This window comes from Methyloterricola oryzae (assembly GCF_000934725.1).
GTDB lineage: Bacteria > Pseudomonadota > Gammaproteobacteria > Methylococcales > Methylococcaceae > Methyloterricola > Methyloterricola oryzae.
This window is the reverse complement of sequence record NZ_JYNS01000011.1, coordinates 1-17,210: the sequence shown is the minus strand read 5'-3', so window position 1 is coordinate 17,210 and position 17,210 is coordinate 1. Positions and strand designations below refer to the sequence as shown.

Sequence of the window (17,210 nt, the reverse complement as noted above, 5' to 3'; positions counted from 1 at the left end):
GTTCGTTTGGATGGGAAATGGCGCATTGGCTGTGGCATTTCACGCGAATTCGTCCCGCCGCCGTCGCCCGCTCACCGCACGAAGGCTGAGACGCCGCCTCAGGAATCGTGTAAAATCGCGGATTTTTATTAGCCAAAACAATCAGCTATGCGTGAATTGAACCCGCTCTACAACCAGATCAAGGACTTGAAGGCTCGCCACGAGGGCCTTAGGGGGTATCTTTGACTTCGAAACCAAGCAGGAGCGCCTCACCGAAGTCCTGAGGGAACTGGAAGACCCCAAGATCTGGGATAACCCGGAAAAGGCCCAGGCCCTGGGGAAGGAGCGCGGCCAACTGGAGCAGGTGGTCAACACCCTGTTGAAGCTGCAGCAGGGCATCGCCGATGCCGAGGAACTGCTGGAGCTGGCCGTGGCGGAGGACGACGAGGATACGGTGGAGACCGTGGCGGCCGATCTCGAAGCATATGAGAAGGATGTCGCCGGGCTGGAATTCCGCCGCATGTTCTCCGGCGAGATGGACCCCAACAATGCCTTCCTGGATATCCAGGCCGGGTCCGGCGGCACCGAGGCCCAGGACTGGGCGGAAATGCTGTTGCGCATGTATCTGCGCTGGGGTGAGCGGCGCGGCTTCAAGACTGAGCTGATGGAAGTCTCCGCCGGCGAAGTGGCCGGCATCAAGAGCGCCACCGTCAAGTTCGAGGGTGAATACGCGTTCGGCTGGCTGCGCACGGAGACCGGCGTGCACCGCCTGGTGCGCAAGTCCCCCTTCGATTCCGGCAACCGGCGGCATACCTCGTTTTCCTCGGTGTTCGTCTCGCCCGAGATCGACGACAACGTGGACATCGAGATCAATCCGGCAGATTTGCGGGTGGATGTCTACCGCGCCAGCGGCGCCGGCGGCCAGCACGTGAACCGGACCGAGTCCGCGGTGCGCATCACCCATATGCCCACCAACATCGTGGTGCAGTGCCAGAGCGACCGCTCCCAGCACAAGAACCGCGATACCGCCATGAAGCAGCTGAAATCCAAGCTGTACGAGTTGGAGATGCTCAAGCGCAGCGCCGCCCAGCAGGCCCTGGAGGACACCAAGTCCGACATCGGCTGGGGCAGCCAGATCCGCTCCTATGTGTTGGATGACTCCCGTATCAAGGATCTCCGCACCGAGGTGGAGACCCGCAATCCACAGCCGGTGCTGGACGGCGACCTGGACATGTTTATCGAGGCGAGCCTGAAGGCGGGCCTGTGAGTGCCCTCAGGGTTACAGGCGATCTTTAAGGGACGTTGAGGGGGCTTGCTGGCGGCAGCCCCCCATCCCAGCTATCCCCCTCCCAGCAGGTGGATTATGGTGGGGTGGCGCATGAACCGGCCACAAAGCCGCCTCGCCCAACTCTCCAACCCATTCAATCAATCAAGATAAAGAGCGATGTCTGAACAACTGGACGAGAACAAACTGATCGCGCAGCGGCGCGAGAAACTGGCGGCCCTGCGCGAGGGCGTGGCCTTCCCCAATGATTTCCGCCGCGATGGCCTGGCGGAAGAGCTGCATCGCCGCTTTGGCGAGACGGACGCGGAACAGCTGGAAAGCGCGCCAGTCACCGTGAGACTGGCGGGCCGACTGATGGCCAAGCGCCTCATGGGCAAGGCCAGCTTCGCGCAGATCCAGGACATGTCCGGGCGCATCCAGTTGTTCCTGCAGCGCGACGCCCTGCCCGAGGGTGTCTACGAAGCCTTCAAGACCTGGGACATCGGCGACATCATCGCCGTGGAAGGCACGGTGTTCCGCACCAAGACCGGGGAGCTCTCGGTGAAGGCCTCCACGGTGCGCCTGCTGACCAAGTCCCTGCGGCCCCTGCCGGAGAAGTTCCACGGCCTCACCGATCAGGAAATCCGCTACCGCCAGCGCTATGTGGACCTGATCATGACCGAGGAATCGCGCCAGGTGTTCCGCCTGCGCAGCGCCATCGTCGCCTATGTGCGCCAGTTCCTCACCGCCCGCGACTTCATGGAAGTCGAAACGCCCATGATGCAGGCCATCCCCGGCGGCGCGCGCGCCAAGCCCTTTGTCACCCACCACAACGCCCTGGACATGGAATTGTTCCTGCGCATCGCGCCGGAGCTCTACCTCAAGCGTCTGGTGGTGGGCGGTTTCGAGCGGGTGTTCGAGATCAACCGCAGTTTTCGCAATGAAGGCCTCTCCACTCGGCACAATCCCGAGTTCACCATGTTGGAGTTCTACCAGGCCTACGCGGATTACCGCGAGCTGATGGACCTGACCGAGGAACTGCTGCGCGGGCTGGCCCGGGATGTGCTCGGCTCCATGCAGGTCAGCTATCAGGAGAAAGTCTACGATCTGGAGACCCCCTTCCGGCGCATGACCCTGCTGGAGTCTGTGCTGCACTTCAACCCGGACCTGAACTTGGACAATCTGGCCAGCCGCGAGGCCGCGGCGCAGGTGGCCCAGCGCCTGGGCATTCCGGTCAAGGCCGGCGATGGCCTGGGCAAGATCCAGACGGAGATATTCGAGAAGACCGTGGAGCACCGCCTGGAAGAGCCTACCTTCATCACCGAGTACCCGGCCGAGGTGTCGCCCCTGGCGCGGCGTAATGACGCCAATCCCTTCGTTACCGACCGATTTGAGTTCTTCGTGGCTGGCCGCGAGCTGGCCAACGGCTTCTCCGAGCTGAACGACGCCGAGGACCAGGCGGAGCGCTTCCGCAAGCAGGTGGAGGACAAGGACGCGGGCGACGAGGAGGCCATGCACTACGACGCCGATTACGTGCGCGCCCTGGAATATGGCCTGCCGCCCACGGCGGGCGAGGGCATCGGCATCGACCGCCTGGTGATGTTCCTGACTGATTCGCCCTCCATCCGCGATGTCATCCTGTTCCCGCATATGCGCAAGGAAGTGTGATCCGCCGGGCGACGCATTGAAGGGTGGCGCTTGGGGTGCTAGCTTGATGGGGTCGGAAGCGGGAGCTAATACCCGCAACTTCCTGGGCACACACGGCTAGGCACGGGCGCGCATGGGCATACTGGACGAGATCAAGAAAGAGGCGGAGCGGCTTCGCAAGGCCCAGGAGGCGGAGGATGCCCTACGCAGCGTTCAGGAGCGCAACGACGCCCAGGGCTTGCGCGAGCGCATGGTGCGTATCCAGCGCTATCTGTTCGAACTGGTGGACCATCTGGAGGTGGTGGGCTGGCCGGTGGATGCGGTGTACAGCGTGCCCGGCGTCGGCGATGTGTCCTTCAGTCAGGGGAATTACCGCATCTTTGTGGACAACGCCAGCGATCCCAAGAAGATCTCCCTGCGTTTCGACTGCCTGACGGCCGAATCCAGGCATTATTCCGTCACGCCCAGGGCGCTGGCCGATGATTTCCGCAAGTTCCTGCGCTCGGAGCAGGTGGCCTTCAGCGAGTCGCCCATTCGCAGCGGCGCCGAGGTGGAAGGGGCGCTGTTCGAGTGCCGATTGCGGGTGCTGGTGAGCCTATTGTTCGAGACCCAGGAAGAGAGCTTCGAGGTAGGCGTCACCACCCACAACTTCGAGGGCCTGGTGGACGTCAAGCTGCATTTCCCCTACCAGAAGATCGACGAGGACTGGCTGGACCAGTTGGGGCATTACGTCCTGCGCAAGGACCGACGTCTGAGCACCCTGGAAATTCCCGATGATGTGCGCCGCCAGCTGCGCCAGCGGCTGGAGGAGGATAACCGCCGCCGTCAGGCTGAGCAGGCCGAGCCGCGCAAGGAAGCCGGTTTCTTCGCCCGCCTGGGCAGCCTGCTGCGTCGCCCGGCGGAAAAATAGCGGCGGCGCCGGTGCAAGCCGCCGCCCTGGGTAAACGTCAGTCGTCGATCAGCTTGCCGTCCGCATCCACCAGCGGCACCTTGTACTTGCCGAGGATCTTGTTGATCTTGCGCTGATTGTCCTCGATCAGCTTGTTCAATTCCTCTTTGCGCTCCTTGTCCGGGATGCGCACGCCCATGGACATGGGGAATTCGAACTTCACGCCCTGCTCGGAATGCATGGGGATCACCTCGAAAGCGCCCTTGTTATGGGTTTCCAGGTAGCCTGCAATGGGGCCCCACACGATCGCCATGTCCAGCTTGCCGGATTTCAGCGCCTGCTCGACGCGCTCGGCGGTGCTGATGGTGGCGTCGGCATCCATGGACTGGAACGGTATCGAACCATCCAGCAGTTTGTGATTCAGCAGCCAGGTGGTGGCGGGTGAGCCGTCAAACATGGCCATCTTCAGCTTGGCCTTTTGCTTGTCGGACAGCTTGTCCAGATCCTCGGGGGATTCGATATCGTCCCAGCCGCGTTTTTTGGCGATGACCAGGGCATAGGTCGAGCGGTAATAGGGCTGGGTAGTGGCCGCCTGCTCGGCGCCGGTGGGCAGGCCGATGATAACATCGCACTTGTAACCCTTGCCCTTGCCCTCCTCGACCTCCGCCTTCAGGGTGTTGCGGATGAAGCCCATGCGCTGCGGAAACCAGGTGTATTCCAGCTCGAGGTCCAGTTCGTCGGCCAACAGTTCCGCGATCTTGTTTTCGAAACCCTCACCCTTCTGGTTGGAATAGGGCAGGTTGTTGGGGTCGGCGCAGACCTTGAAGGTCTTGCCCTCCCAGGCCTGGGAAGCCGGTGCGATGGCCAGGGCGGCGAGCAGGCCCAGCGCCCGGTGTTTGAACGAATTCGTCATGACGTTTCCTGTGTGAGTGTGCCTTGCGAGTCCCGGTTGGACCGCCGGTATTCTAAATTTATTCCTTCCCTGAAATGAAGAACGCCCCGGCCGATTGCTCGACCGGGGCGTCCCGAAGTCCTAACCTAGAGGTTCAGACTAGGGCAGAGCAAACACGGTGAACACACCGCCCAGCTTGGTGTGCGCGCCCAGGCTCTTGTAAGCGCCCACGGCGCCCAGACCTTCGCTCTCGCCTTCCAGGCCTGCGGCCATGCCCACGCCGGCCCAGCCGCCGATACCGGACAGCACGCCGATGTACTGCTTGCCTTTGTGCTCCCAGGTACTGACGTTGCCGATCACGCCGGACGGGGTCTTGAACTTGTACAGTTCAGCGCCGTTGTTGGCGTCGCGGATCTTCAGGTAGCCTTCCAGGGTGCCGTAGATCACGATGTCACCCGCGGTGGACACCATGCCGCTCCACAGGGAGAACGGCTCGTCAATGGCCCAGGCGATCTTGCCGGTGGTGGGATCCCATGCGGTGAAGGAACCCATGTTCAGGCGGTCGGGGGTCGGCTGACCGGTCTGCACATCCGCCTTCGCCGGGTAGATGCTCAGGGTGGCGCCCACGTACGGCTGGCCTGCGGTGTACTCAACCGCGAACGGCTCGTAGTCCATGCAGGTGTGGTTACCCGGGATGTAGATCAGCTTGCTTTTGGGAGAGAACGTGACCGGAGGCTCGTTCTTGCTGCCCATAGCCGAGGGGCAGATGCCCTTGCTGTTGTGGTCTTCGCCACCGGCCTGGGTGGAGTACTGGGTCTGCACCTGCGGACGGCCAGACTTCATGTCCACATGGGAAGCCCAGTTGACGGCCTTGTCGAACTTCTCGGCCACCAGCAGTTCGCCGGTCGCGCGGTCCAGGGTGTAGCCGAAGCCGTTGCGGTCGAAGTGGGTCAACAGCTTGCTGTGCTCGTTGCCGTTGGCGTCCTTCATGGGCAGATCGACCAGCGTCATTTCGTTGATGCCGTCGAAGTCCCACTCGTCGTGCGGGGTCATCTGGTAGACCCACTTGGCTTCGCCGGTGTCCACGTCACGAGCCCAAATGGTCATGGACCACTTGTTGTCGCCAGGACGCTGTACCGGGTTCCAGGTGGAGGGATTGCCGGAGCCGTAGTACATCAGGTTCAGTTGCGGATCATAGCTGTACCAGCCCCAAGTGGTGCCGCCGCCGATCTTCCACTGGTCGCCCTGCCAGGTCTTGAGGGAAGAGTCCTTGCCGACCGGGGCCATCTTGCCATCGGTCCAGGTCATGGTCTTTTCCGGGTTGATCTTCATCTCGGCGTCAGGACCGGTGCTGTAAGCCTTCCACGCCGGGCTGCCATTCTTGATGTTGTAGGCGGCGATGAAGCCGCGCACGCCGTACTCGCCGCCGGAGATACCGACGAAGACCTTGTCCTTCACCACCAGCGGAGCATTGGTGTTGGTCATGCCCTGCTTGGTGTCGCCGTTCTTCGCCTTCCAGACCACTTTGCCGGTCTTGGCATCCAGGGCCACCAGGGTTGCATCGCCCTGGGCCAGGAAGACCTTACCGTCGCCGTAGGCCAGACCGCGGTTGACCACGTCGCAGCACATCACGCCGATAACTTGCTGAGGATCGGTGCCTGCGTCAGGCGCATAGTTGTATTCCCAAACCACGCTCTGCGTGTCCTGGTTCAGCGCGTAAACCTTGTGGGGGAAGCCGGTGTGGATGTAGATCAGCCCATTGACAACCAGCGGACCGCCTTCGTGGCCGCGCAGCATGCCGGTGGAGAAGGTCCACTTGGGCTGCAGGTTCTTGGCGGTATCCTTGTTGATCTGGGTCAGGGGGCTGTAGCGGGTGCCGGCATAGTCCTTGCCCCAGGTAGCCCAGCTGCTGTTGTCCTGAGTTAGGGCCGCCACTTCAGCGTTCGCTTGGGACATCCCGGGTGCGGCCAGCATCGCAGCAACGGAGGATGCGAGCAGCCAACTTTTCACGGGTTTAATCATCTTTCTCCTCCTAATTAGTCCGCATCCGCGAACCAAATCGAATTTATGCCAATTAAGCCAAAAAGCTAGGACGGATTGGTGTTGTTATAAGGAAACTTTCCTGAAAACACGCCTGAAAATTCCCCGGACAATCCCGTCTGGGTGCGTAAATTGAATTATTTCAGGGCAAAAGTCAACACGGGGGCCGCCTGGATACAGGCTGCCGACAAGCTCGCCGCGGAAGGGATTTTGCCTGGGCTGCGCGCGATCGTGAACCAGGGCGGTCCGATGTTGCGAAAGCCACTCCTGCTTCGGGAATCACGTTGCCGAAAAGCCGCGCCGGGGCGACAATGCGGCCCTGCGCGCCGCGGGTCGGGAGGTTGCCAGGCGACGCGTCCAATCCTGTTAGCGACGATCTGCCCTGCCCGGTGTTCCCATGAAATCGATCATCCATGCAATCTGCGCCCTGTTCCTGCTCCTGGCATGCGCCGCCCACGCAGAGCAGCCGGCCATGACGCTCAAGGAGGTAGCGGACGGCATCTACGTGCATCAGGGGGTGCATGCGCTGCCGGACCGGCACAACCGCGGGGAGATCGCCAATATCGGCTTCATCCGCGGCGAGCGCTGTGTCGCGGTGGTGGACACGGGAGGCAGTCCCGCCCAGGGCAGGGTGCTGAAGGCGGCCATCGCAGCCCTGACCCCGGTGCCGGTCTGCTACGTGATCAACACCCATGTCCATCCCGACCATATATACGGCAATGCCGCCTTTCGCCAGCCCGGCGTCGTGTTCATTGGCCACCGCAAGCTGCCCCAGGCCATGGCGTCGCGCGCCCCCCATTACCTGGACATGGCCCAGCGCGAACTGGACAACGGCATGGGCAAGGATGACTTCGTGTTTCCGGATGAAACCGTGGATAGCACCCGCGAGCTGGACCTGGGCGGCCGCAAGCTGTTGTTGAGGGCTCACGGCACCGCGCACACGGACAACGATCTGAGCGTGTTCGACGAGAAAACCAAAACCCTGTGGGCCTCGGACCTGCTGTTCATGGGGCATATCCCGGTGGTGGACGGTAGCCTTCTGGGCTGGCTGAAGGAACTGGAGCAATTGCGCGGGCTGGACGCCCGCCTGGCCATCCCGGGACATGGTCCGGTGGCCACGGAGTGGCCCAAGGCGTCCGATGCCGAACTGGCCTACCTGAACATGTTGGCGAGCGAGATCCGCGCTGCGCTCAAGGCCGGCAAAACCATGGAGCAGGCCCTGGTGACCGTGGGGCAGTCGGCGCGCGGCCAGTGGGACTTGTTCGACGACTTCCACAAGCGCAATATTTCCACCGCTTTCGCCGAGCTGGAGTGGGAAGACGATTGAAGGCCCCCAGCATCCCCGCTGCAGGGACCAGGACCCTGACAGGCCGGGAGCACCAGCGAATTACGGCAGCCCCTATTAGACACGACAGACCGACACCCGAGAGGACTTTATGAATATCAGCTCCAATCCCAAGAGATTACGGTGGCCGGCCCTGGCCGGCTTGTTCCTGTTCGCGGGCCTGGCCCTGGCCGCATCCGAGGACGATGCCCTTTGGGACAGCACCCTCAAGCAGCAGTATTTCGGAGACCGTCCCATTGCCGAGTCTACTGACGTTATCGAACTGGTGGCGCCTTATCGCGCCGAGGACCCGGCCCTGGTGCCCATTTCCGTGAACGCCAAGATTGCGCAGTCCCCGGACAAATTCATCAAGGCCATTACCCTGATCATCGACAAGAACCCCGTGCCTTTCGCCGCCGCGTTCCACTTCACGCCGGAGAGCGGCAAGGCGGATGTGGCCATGCGCCTGCGTGTGAATGCGTACACCAATGTGCGCGCCATCGCCGAGACCAACGACGGCAAGCTCAGCATGTCCAAAGCCTTCGTCAAGGCCAGCGGCGGTTGCTCGGCGCCCATCGGAGCGGATCTGGATGCGGCCATGGCGCGGCTAGGCAAGATGAAGTTCAAGCTGGATGGGGACAAGGTGACGCCGCAGTCGCCCAATCTCACCCAGCTTCTCATCAGCCACCCGAATATCACCGGTATGCAGATGGATCAGATTTCCCGTATGGTCAAACCCGCTCACTACGTGGACGAGGTCAAGGTGAGCTTCGACGGTAAGCCGGTCATGACGGCGCAGACGGATATCGCGGTCAGCGCGGACCCCAATTTCCGCTTTTATTTCGTGCCGCAGAAGGCCGGGGAATTGAAGGCCGAGATAAAGGACAACCTGGGCAAGCAGTTCAGTTATACGCAGGCCGTTACTCCCTGATCAGCACGCTCATCTCCGAACGGAGTGCTCTTGAAAGGGCGGGCATGGCCCGCCCTTTCGCCGCGCCTGTCAGCGCAAAGCGCGGTTTTCCGGTCGTCTTGCGGCGGCCAGTGCGAAGTAAAGGCTGGAGCCTCGACCCAGCATGCTTTCAGCCCATACTCGTCCGCCGTGACGGTCGATGACACGCTTGACGATGGCCAGGCCGATACCGGTGCCCTCGAATTCATCCAGTCCGTGCAAGCGCTGGAACACGCCAAACAGCTTATCCACGTACTGCATGTCGAAGCCGACGCCATTGTCCTTTACACAGTACACGCTTACCTCGCCCTCTATGTTCCCGACTACCTCGATGACAGCCTCGGGACGCGGCGAGCTGAACTTGATGGCGTTGGAAAGCAGATTGGCAAAGACCTGGCGCAGCATCGCCCGGTCACCGCTGGCAGGCGGCAGGTCGCCCAGATGCAGGACGATGTTCCGCTCTGGAACGGCACTGCGCAGCTCATGGAAAACCTCCTGCGCGAGCGTCCGCATGTCGATAGGCGCAAACGTCATTTCGCGGCGCGAGGTGCGCGAGAACTGCAACAGGTCATCGATCAGGTCCGCCATCCGAGCCACATTGCCCCTCACGACGCTGATCAAGCGCCGGCCTTCAGCGTCCAGCTGCTGCGAATAATGTTTGGCCAACAGCCCTGAAAAGCCGTCGATGGCCCGCAAAGGTCCGCGCAAGTCATGGGATACGGAATAGGAGAAGGACTCCAGCTCGCTGTTGGCCACTTCCAGCTCGGTGGTGCGTTCGGCAACCCGTTGCTCGAGTTCCCGATTGAGCTCACGGACCTCGTCCTGCGCGCGATTCCGTTCGGTGAGGTCATAGGCCAGGCCGACGAATCCGGTAGTCCGGCCATCCTCATCGCGCAGCGCTGTCACTGACAGAAACACTGGCACACGGTTTCCATTCTTGCGGATAAAGGTCCATTCGCCCTCCTCAGGCAGGTTTTGGCGGGGGCGCGCAGCGAACACGTCGAATCCCGGCGAGACGGCCTCCCCCAGTTCCGCGGATAATTGCGACGCGCGCTCCTTGATCTCTTGTGGATCGTGCCAAAGCGCAGGGGTTTCCTTTCCAACGACTTCCACCGCGGCGTAGCCCAGCAGGCGCTCGGCGGCGGGGTTGAAACTGGTGACGACCCCCTCGGGCGTCGTGGAGATGATGACATGGGCGGCATTGTCCAGGATCGTCCGCTGCAGACGCGTCAGTCGCCGCAGTTGTTCTTCCCGGGTCTGGATGGCCTCCATCATGGCGTTGAAACTGCGTGCGAGACGGCTGATCTCGTCCCTGCCGGCGTCGGGCATACGCACGTTGTACTCACCTTGATTGCGGACCCGTTCCGCTGCCCGGGCCAGGGCTCTTACCGGCCGGATGAGGGTCCGTCTAAGCACCGTCAGTTGCCCTAGGGTTGCCAGTGCCAGAACCATCACGGCGGTACCGAAGATCCAGAGCGCCCTCTGCATCTGCTCCCTCACCTGGTTAAGGCTCATCGACAGGCGCAAACTCCCGCCTCGCGGCAGTTTCATCGCCAATTCGGCCTGTCGCCCGGCCACGTAGATTCCGGGCGATGTTTGGGGGGCGGCGCTGCGCTGGCTGCCGAAGCCGGCCAGCCGCCGGCCGTCTTCCAGCAGCAACTCCGCCGCCAGGATATGCGGATTGGCGCGCAGACCTTCGAGTATCTCCTGGGCTCGTAACGGATCTTCGAAGGCCACCGCCGACTCGGTGCCGACGGCGACCAGTTGCGCATACGGCTCCATGAGCTCCCGGACTCTGGCTTCGAGGGTCATATCCTGGTAGATGAGCAGGCCTCCGCCCACCAGCACGAAAACCAGCAGTGCCGATCCCCAAAGCACCAGCACAAGCTTTTTCCAGATGCTCAGTCGACTTGGCAAGGCATCACCTCAGGGTACGCAAGATTCCAGCCTCCAGGACCTGGTGCGACACTTCCAGCATCTTGGTTTGAATCAGCAGAGACGCAGAGCGCGCTTGGTCCAGGTTGATGCTCATTGAGACCCTATCTCCAACATTGAACTGGATGATTCCGCCCTCCATCAGAAAGTCGGGTGTATCTCCCACGGTGAGCACAGGCTGCCGCTTCAGCGCCGCCAGCGCCGCGCGCCGTCTGTCCTGTGCCTCATACGAGACATAGACGATCTGGCACGCAGGCAGTTCGTCCGGGGTGTCCGCGCGCAGCACCTCGAACGGCCGCCCCTGCTCGGCCCGCCCCTGCAGGGTCTTTTCCAGGACATCGCCGAAAGGATCGCGGCCCAGGACGCAGACATGCCAGGGCGAGCGCGCATCGGAAAACGCCGTGTCGGGCCAGGTGACGTAGTGTGCAAAGTTGCGCAGGAAGGCGGCCATCACCTTGCTTGGGCGTTCGGCAGCCGACTCCTGGCCCAGCGCAAGACTCGGGAGCAGCAGGCACAGCATGACCGCGCCCCACGCGCGGCCCCGCGCGCGCAGAGGCGCTTCCGCCCGGAGGCAGGCGCCTCCGTGTCTTTGCCGGTGTCTGGTCACGCCTGAGTTCCCGGTAAAGAGTGGTCGACTCCGAATCGCGTGCCGGCACCACCCGGATGGGTGCTCATTCCTCCTGGTCCGGGCGCCGCTGTAACCGGGCGGCAGACGTCGCCGGATTTCATGGGCTCGCCTTTCGGCTCAAAACGAGGCCGTGAACGATAGAAGAAACTCGCGCGGGCGGCCTCGCGTGCTCTGGGACGGCCGATACCGCTCATCGGCCAGGTTCTTGGCGGTCAGGTCCAGGCTCAAGCGGTGCCCGCCTACCTGCCACTGGTAGCCGACCATCGCGTTGACCAGCGCGTAGGTCTGATAGGCGGAGCCGGGCGTATCCGGGAGTAGCGTCTGGTCGAAGACGAGATTGACGCCTCCGGCGATGTAAATCCCTTTCATCCAGTCCTCGGTGAAGTTGTAACGGGTCCACAAATTGGCCAGGTGCGGTGCGCTCATCTGCAGGGGAGCGTCATGGAAGCGCGCCACATTCTTATAGTTCTGCTGGCCTGCGGAATCCAGGGTGTACGGATTCTGGGCCAGGATGGCATCGTCGTGGCCGCTGAACTCGGTGATCTTGGCGTCCATGTAGCTGTAGGAGCCATAGAGTTGCCAGTTCTCTGTCAGCGTCGCGGTGGCGTCAAGTTCGACGCCGCGGGAGCGCTGCTCGCCGCTCTGGACGTTGCTGATCACCACGGAGCCGGACGCGTTCGTGGTGGCCAGATCGTTGACGATGTTCTCGTTCTTGATGTCGAAGTAGCTGAGCGTGCCGGACAGGCGACCGCCGAACAGGCTGTACTTCACCCCGATGTCGTAGCCTTCGCCTTCGGTCGGTTTGGCGGGCGTTTGGGTGCCGTCCGGATTGTTGAGGAGTTGGGTGCCAGGGACAAAGGACTTGGCGTAGGACCCGAACAGCGAGAGCTCGGGTGTGAGTTTGTAAAGAATGCCGTACTGCGGTGTGAACGCGCTGGCATTGATCGCGGGCTGCAACTGCTCGGTGACGTAGTTGTTGAGCTGGCCCTCCGTCCAGGTTTCACGGCCACCCACCAGCACCAGCAGCCGGTCGTCGAAGAAACCGAAGGTGGCGCTGCCGTACAGGGACATGTCTGAATAATTGGAGGACTGGTTGGTCACGTTTTCAGTTAGCGCGGATTTTGGGATCGGCACGATGCGATTCCAGCTGGCGGGGTCTCGCAGGTCCCAAAGCGGCAGCGGCGAGGCGATGGGATCGCTGCCGAGCGCCGGGTCGTTGGGTGCCTGGGCAGCCCAGTTGTCGAAGCTTCGGTCGACGTACTGGCCACCAAACAGCAGGCGCAGACTCGCCCAGTCGAACTGATACTGGCCGGTCGCGTCGACTTGGTAGATGTCGTCCCGGTTGGTGTAGATCTGACCGCGGAAGCGACGGCCCTGCAGAAAGGTGGTGTTGTTGGGCATGCCGAAATTGCCGGAAAACAGCGCGTCGACCTTATATTCCAGATGCGAGTACATTCCGCGCAGGTTCCAGTGATCGTCGGCCTTGAAGTCGATGGATGTGCTGAGGTTGCTGGTGTCGCTGTGGCGATAGTCCTGGTAGGCCATGCTGTTCCAGTTGTTGGGAAGGCCAGGCACGTCCACCCCGGACAGATTGGGGTCGGCTGGCGTCGGCAGCACGCCCTTCTGGGTGTTGTAGCCTGGCTTCTGCATGAGCTGTGGCGTCTCGTCCTTCTGGAAAGCCTCGTATTTGAGCATGAGCTTGAGGCGGTCGCTGGGCTGCCAGAGCAGGGATGGCGCGATGTCCCAGGTGTTGCCATCGTATGGCTTCCAGTAGTGCATGTCCTGGTAGTACGACGCCGCAAGCCGGTAGAAGAGGGTCTTAGTGGCAGGCCCGGTCACATCCAAATCGAAGCGGTACTGGTTGTCGGAGCCGTAGCGGGCGCCGCCGGTGGCGGCGAATGAGGCTTCCGGGCTCTTGGTGATCACGTTGACGATGCCGCCCGGCGCCACCTGGCCGTACAGGAACGACGAGGGCCCCTTGACGACCTCCATGCGCGCGATGTTGGTGAAATCGAGGAGCGAAGGGCCCGGCAGTCCGTCCCGCAGGATTTGCGTACTACCCGGGGTGGTGCCGATGGCGAAGCCGCGGATCGCCATGTTGGCGTTGCCCTCGTTGAAGTCGTTGCTGCGGTAGGTGACGCTGGGGGAGTAGCGCGCCACGTCGAACGGGATGAGCGGTTTCTGGTCCTGGATGAAGGATTCCGTGAATGCCTGGACGGCGAAGGGGAGTTCCCCGATGGGCCTGTCGAAACGGGAAGCGGAGACGGAGTTGGAGGCGCGGTAGCCGCTGTCCAACTGGGTCGAAACCTCGAAAGGCGAGACCCGCACTTTGACGAGTTCCTCCAGGTCCATGTCCGCCAAATCCTTCACTGCAGCGGTCACTTTGTCCGTTGCACAGACCAGCACGCTCAGCAACAAGGCTGCCAAAGGCCGGTGTGGTCTGGGGGGAGCGGAAAGGTGGGGCTTATGGCTGTCGAGCGCGTGAGTGTTCAAACTCAGCCGTCTTCTCAAGCTCCAGGCCCTCCCACCTCGTTGAAGAGTCTGACAGTCATCCCATCGTGTCGACGCGATGAAGCATAGGCCGTCCCCCTAGTCCTTCGCAACTTGGTAAAAATATCAGTGTCAAGCCCGCTGTGTGGCTTCGAGCGTACCCGTGCAGCATGGCCCCATGACGGATCGGGCTTGTTTGGTCGGTCCGGCCATGGGGGTGCGCAGTGACAGTAAGGCAGCAGAGCGACTCGGGCCGCGGCGGCGGGGTTACCTGAGGTGTGGAAAGACGGGCTGCTGCCTCAGTATCCCACGAATGGCTTGGCCACCAGCACCATCAGACTGCGCTCCGGCACCTGGAGCGTCATGCGGCCCACCAGGGCCGTTCCCCTGCCGCTGGGGTCGATGTCGCCGGGGGCATCCGCTGAAGTGTCGATAACCTTGTACCAGGTCTTGTCCCCGGCCAGGCCAGGCAGGGCGAATTCGATGCCTCGGAAGTCCGGGTTCAATAGCAGGCACAGGCTTTCGTCGCCTTCCCGGCGGGTGTGGATGTGGCAGCACAGGGCCGTGTCCTTGTCCCACTCCGGCGGCAGGCCCGCCGCGTTGTGCCAGGTGATCTCGTCAGGGCGGTAGAACTGTTCCGTGGACAGGCAGCGGTGCTGCTTGCGGAAGGCGATCATGTTGCGGGTGAAATCGAACAGGTCCCGGTTGGTGTCCAAAAGGCTCCAGTCGAACCAGGAAATCTCGTTGTCCTGGCAGTAGGCGTTGTTGTTGCCGCGCTGGGTGCGGCCAAACTCGTCGCCGCCCAGCATCATGGGCACGCCGCGTGACAGGAACAGGGTAGCCAGCATGTTCTTTTTCTGGCGCAGCCGCAGCCGGTTGATCCAGGCATCGTCCGTGGGTCCTTCCACGCCGTAGTTGTCGCTGAAATTCTCGTTGCAGCCGTCGCGGCTTTCCTCGCCATTGGCCAGGTTGTGCTTGTGCTGGTAGCTCACCAGGTCGTGCAGGGTGAAGCCGTCGTGGCAGGTGACGAAGTTGATGCTGTTGATGGGCGCCTTGCCGCTGTGGTCGTACAGGTCGGAACTGCCGCACAGACGGCTGGCCATGCGGCCTATCATCCCGGCTTCACCGCGCCAGAAGCGGCGCACGTCGTCGCGGAACTGGCCATTCCATTCCGACCAGCGTTCACCCGGGAAACGGCCCACGAGGTAGGCGCCGCCCGCGTCCCAGGCTTCGGCGATGAGCTTGACCTCGCGCAGGATGGGATCTTCGGCGATGGATTCCAGCAGGGGCGGGTTGGGGGCCAGGTGGCCGGTGCGGTCGCGCCCGAGTATGGAGGCCAGGTCGAAGCGGAAACCGTCCACGTGCATCTCCACCACCCAGTAGCGCAGGCAATCCAGAATGTAGTTGCGCACCACGGGATGATTGCAATTCAGTGTGTTGCCGCAGCCCGAGTAGTTCTTGTAGCGGCGCTTGTCCTCCTCCAGCAGGTAGTAGATGCTGTTGTCCAGGCCGCGGAAGTTCAGGGTGGGCCCGGTCTCGTCACCTTCCGCCGTGTGGTTGAACACCACGTCCAGCAAGACTTCGATGCCGGCCCGGTGCAGGGCCTTGACCATGGTCTTGAACTCGTCGACCTGGCAGCCCGGGTAGCTGCGGCTGCCGAAGTCCTCGTGGGGCGCGAAGAAGCCGATGGTGTTATAGCCCCAATAATTGCGCAGCCGTTCACCGGTGAACGGATTGCGCGCCGTCAGTTCGTCTGGATTGAAGGCCTGCAGGGGCATGAGTTCGATGGCGTTGATGCCCAGTTCCTGCAGATAGGGAATCTTCTCGATGATGCCGAGGTAGGTGCCGCGGTGGGTGACGCCGGAACCCGGATGGATGGTGAGCCCGCGCACATGGGTTTCGTAGATCACCAACTCCGACCAGTGGCGCTTGAGGGGGCGGTCGTTTTCCCAGTCGAAACCGTTGGCCACCACCAGGCCCTTGGCGACGGCCTTGGGAATGCAATTGGGCACGCCTTGCTCCTGCGTGGAGCAGGGGCTGAAATCCCAGCGTTCGGGGCTGATCAAGGCGGTGGCGTAAGGGTCCAGCATCACCAGTTGCGGCGCGAAACGGTGGCCCTTGTCCGGATCGAATGGCCCTTCCACCCGGTAGGTGTAGGCCTGTCCCAGGCAAATGCCCTGCACGCACACATGCCAGATATCGCCGGTGCGATGGTGCTGCGGGTCGAGCTCGATGACCTGGCAGGGCTCGCAATCCTCGGGCTTGGCGTAGAGCAGGAGGGCGACACGGGTGGCGTGACGGCTGAACAGGGTGAAGTTGACGCCGCCGCGGTGCAAAGACACCCCGTGCGGGATGGGCGACCCGGCTGAATAGGTGAAAGTTGGCTTCATTCGTTCTGTCTGAGTGTAAGGTTGCTCGAGTCCTTGCATCAATGGACCGCTACCGCCTCCTTCTTCAGCGCGCCCTGAAAGCCGACCCGTTCTGACCATAACGCCCGGGTCGCGCTTGCGTCAGCGCATACTAGTAACCTTGTCCCATCATGAAGCCATGCCTTGGCGAGCCGGCATTTTTTAATCCGGCAGGGGGATAGTAGCATTTTGCAAAGATCATATGAACCTCTTCGCAACGGCGCTGTCATAGCGTTGCGGTTGTTTTGCAATGGCCCTGCTAAAAACCCAATCGGAGGAACGGGGTCTTGTTGCGCAATCGCGAAGCGCTGCATGAGTCGCGGGCAAGTCCCGCTCTGCGGCACGTCAACAAGCAATAAACCTTGGAGGTATTCGATATGGCTGCAACAACTATCGGTGATGTAAGCGTCGCTGAGAAGCCGCTTCTCGACAAGAAGTGGCTTGCTTTTGCGTTCACCATCTACACGGTGTTCTACATGTGGGTTCGCTGGTACGAAGGTGTTTATGGCTGGTCCGCTGGCCTTGACTCTTTCGCTCCGGAATTCGAAACCTATTGGATGAACTTCCTGTACACGGAAATCGTCCTCGAGGTTACCACGGCATCCATCCTGTGGGGCTACATCTGGAAGACCCGTGACCGCAACCTGGCTGCCATCACCCCGCGTGAAGAGCTGCGTCGCAACATGACCCACCTGATCTGGCTGTTTGCCTATGCGTGGGCCATCTACTGGGGCGCTTCCTACTTCACCGAGCAGGACGGCACCT

The 17,210-nt window shown here is 62.0% G+C and carries 12 protein-coding genes; 6 read left to right on the top strand and 6 right to left on the bottom strand.

The features are described from left to right. Positions 1-147: 147 nt before the first annotated feature. The 3 genes from prfB (at position 148) to EK23_RS14510 (ending at position 3,800) form a co-directional block, all read left to right on the top strand. A protein-coding gene (gene prfB / locus EK23_RS14520) for a peptide chain release factor 2 (RefSeq protein ID WP_097990980.1) occupies positions 148-1,246 on the top strand; the annotation gives its coding sequence in 2 pieces (ribosomal slippage) (positions 148-222 and positions 224-1,246; 1,098 coding nt in all). A gap of 177 nt (positions 1,247-1,423) precedes the next feature. Next, complete coding sequence (lysS, locus tag EK23_RS14515; protein ID WP_045226113.1) at positions 1,424-2,911, top strand: lysine--tRNA ligase; 1,488 nt, start codon at positions 1,424-1,426, stop codon at positions 2,909-2,911. A gap of 112 nt (positions 2,912-3,023) precedes the next feature. Then, on the top strand, positions 3,024-3,800 hold the full coding sequence (locus EK23_RS14510) for a hypothetical protein (RefSeq protein WP_045226112.1): 777 nt from the start codon (positions 3,024-3,026) through the stop codon (positions 3,798-3,800). A 37-nt stretch (positions 3,801-3,837) separates the two neighbouring features. Here EK23_RS14510 and EK23_RS14505 read toward each other — a convergent pair whose 3' ends face one another. Beyond that, entirely contained in the window at positions 3,838-4,692 is an 855-nt protein-coding gene (locus EK23_RS14505) for a quinoprotein dehydrogenase-associated putative ABC transporter substrate-binding protein (RefSeq protein WP_045226111.1), read from the bottom strand. 138 nt (positions 4,693-4,830) lie between these two features. Next, positions 4,831-6,693, bottom strand: a complete 1,863-nt coding sequence (locus EK23_RS14500) for a methanol/ethanol family PQQ-dependent dehydrogenase (protein ID WP_045226110.1) — start codon at positions 6,691-6,693, stop codon at positions 4,831-4,833. Positions 6,694-7,108: 415 nt separating this feature from the next. Between EK23_RS14500 and EK23_RS14495 the strand changes: the two genes are divergently transcribed. Both EK23_RS14495 and EK23_RS14490 read left to right on the top strand, forming a co-directional pair. Continuing rightward, positions 7,109-8,038, top strand: coding sequence for a quinoprotein relay system zinc metallohydrolase 2 (locus tag EK23_RS14495; RefSeq protein WP_045226109.1), 930 nt, complete (start codon positions 7,109-7,111; stop codon positions 8,036-8,038). Positions 8,039-8,147: 109 nt separating this feature from the next. Next, positions 8,148-8,966, top strand: a complete 819-nt coding sequence (locus EK23_RS14490) for a quinoprotein dehydrogenase-associated SoxYZ-like carrier (RefSeq protein ID WP_082054205.1) — start codon at positions 8,148-8,150, stop codon at positions 8,964-8,966. Positions 8,967-9,035: 69 nt separating this feature from the next. Here the strand turns inward: EK23_RS14490 and EK23_RS21845 are convergent, their stop codons facing one another. From EK23_RS21845 to glgX, 4 genes are all read right to left on the bottom strand, one after another. Further along, positions 9,036-10,901 (bottom strand): ATP-binding protein, encoded by a 1,866-nt coding sequence (locus EK23_RS21845; RefSeq protein WP_145998670.1) that lies wholly within the window; start codon positions 10,899-10,901, stop codon positions 9,036-9,038. A gap of 4 nt (positions 10,902-10,905) precedes the next feature. After that, entirely contained in the window at positions 10,906-11,526 is a 621-nt protein-coding gene (locus tag EK23_RS14480; protein WP_235282080.1) for a TOL_0243 family YfiR-like periplasmic protein, read from the bottom strand. A 138-nt stretch (positions 11,527-11,664) separates the two neighbouring features. Continuing rightward, positions 11,665-13,974, bottom strand: a complete 2,310-nt coding sequence (locus tag EK23_RS14475; RefSeq protein WP_235282079.1) for a TonB-dependent siderophore receptor — start codon at positions 13,972-13,974, stop codon at positions 11,665-11,667. A gap of 362 nt (positions 13,975-14,336) precedes the next feature. After that, on the bottom strand, positions 14,337-16,427 hold the full coding sequence (glgX, locus tag EK23_RS14470) for a glycogen debranching protein GlgX (RefSeq protein ID WP_045226107.1): 2,091 nt from the start codon (positions 16,425-16,427) through the stop codon (positions 14,337-14,339). A gap of 395 nt (positions 16,428-16,822) precedes the next feature. Between glgX and EK23_RS14465 the strand changes: the two genes are divergently transcribed. Next, on the top strand, positions 16,823-17,210 hold a 388-nt coding region (locus tag EK23_RS14465), incomplete at its 3' end, for a methane monooxygenase/ammonia monooxygenase subunit C (protein WP_045226184.1).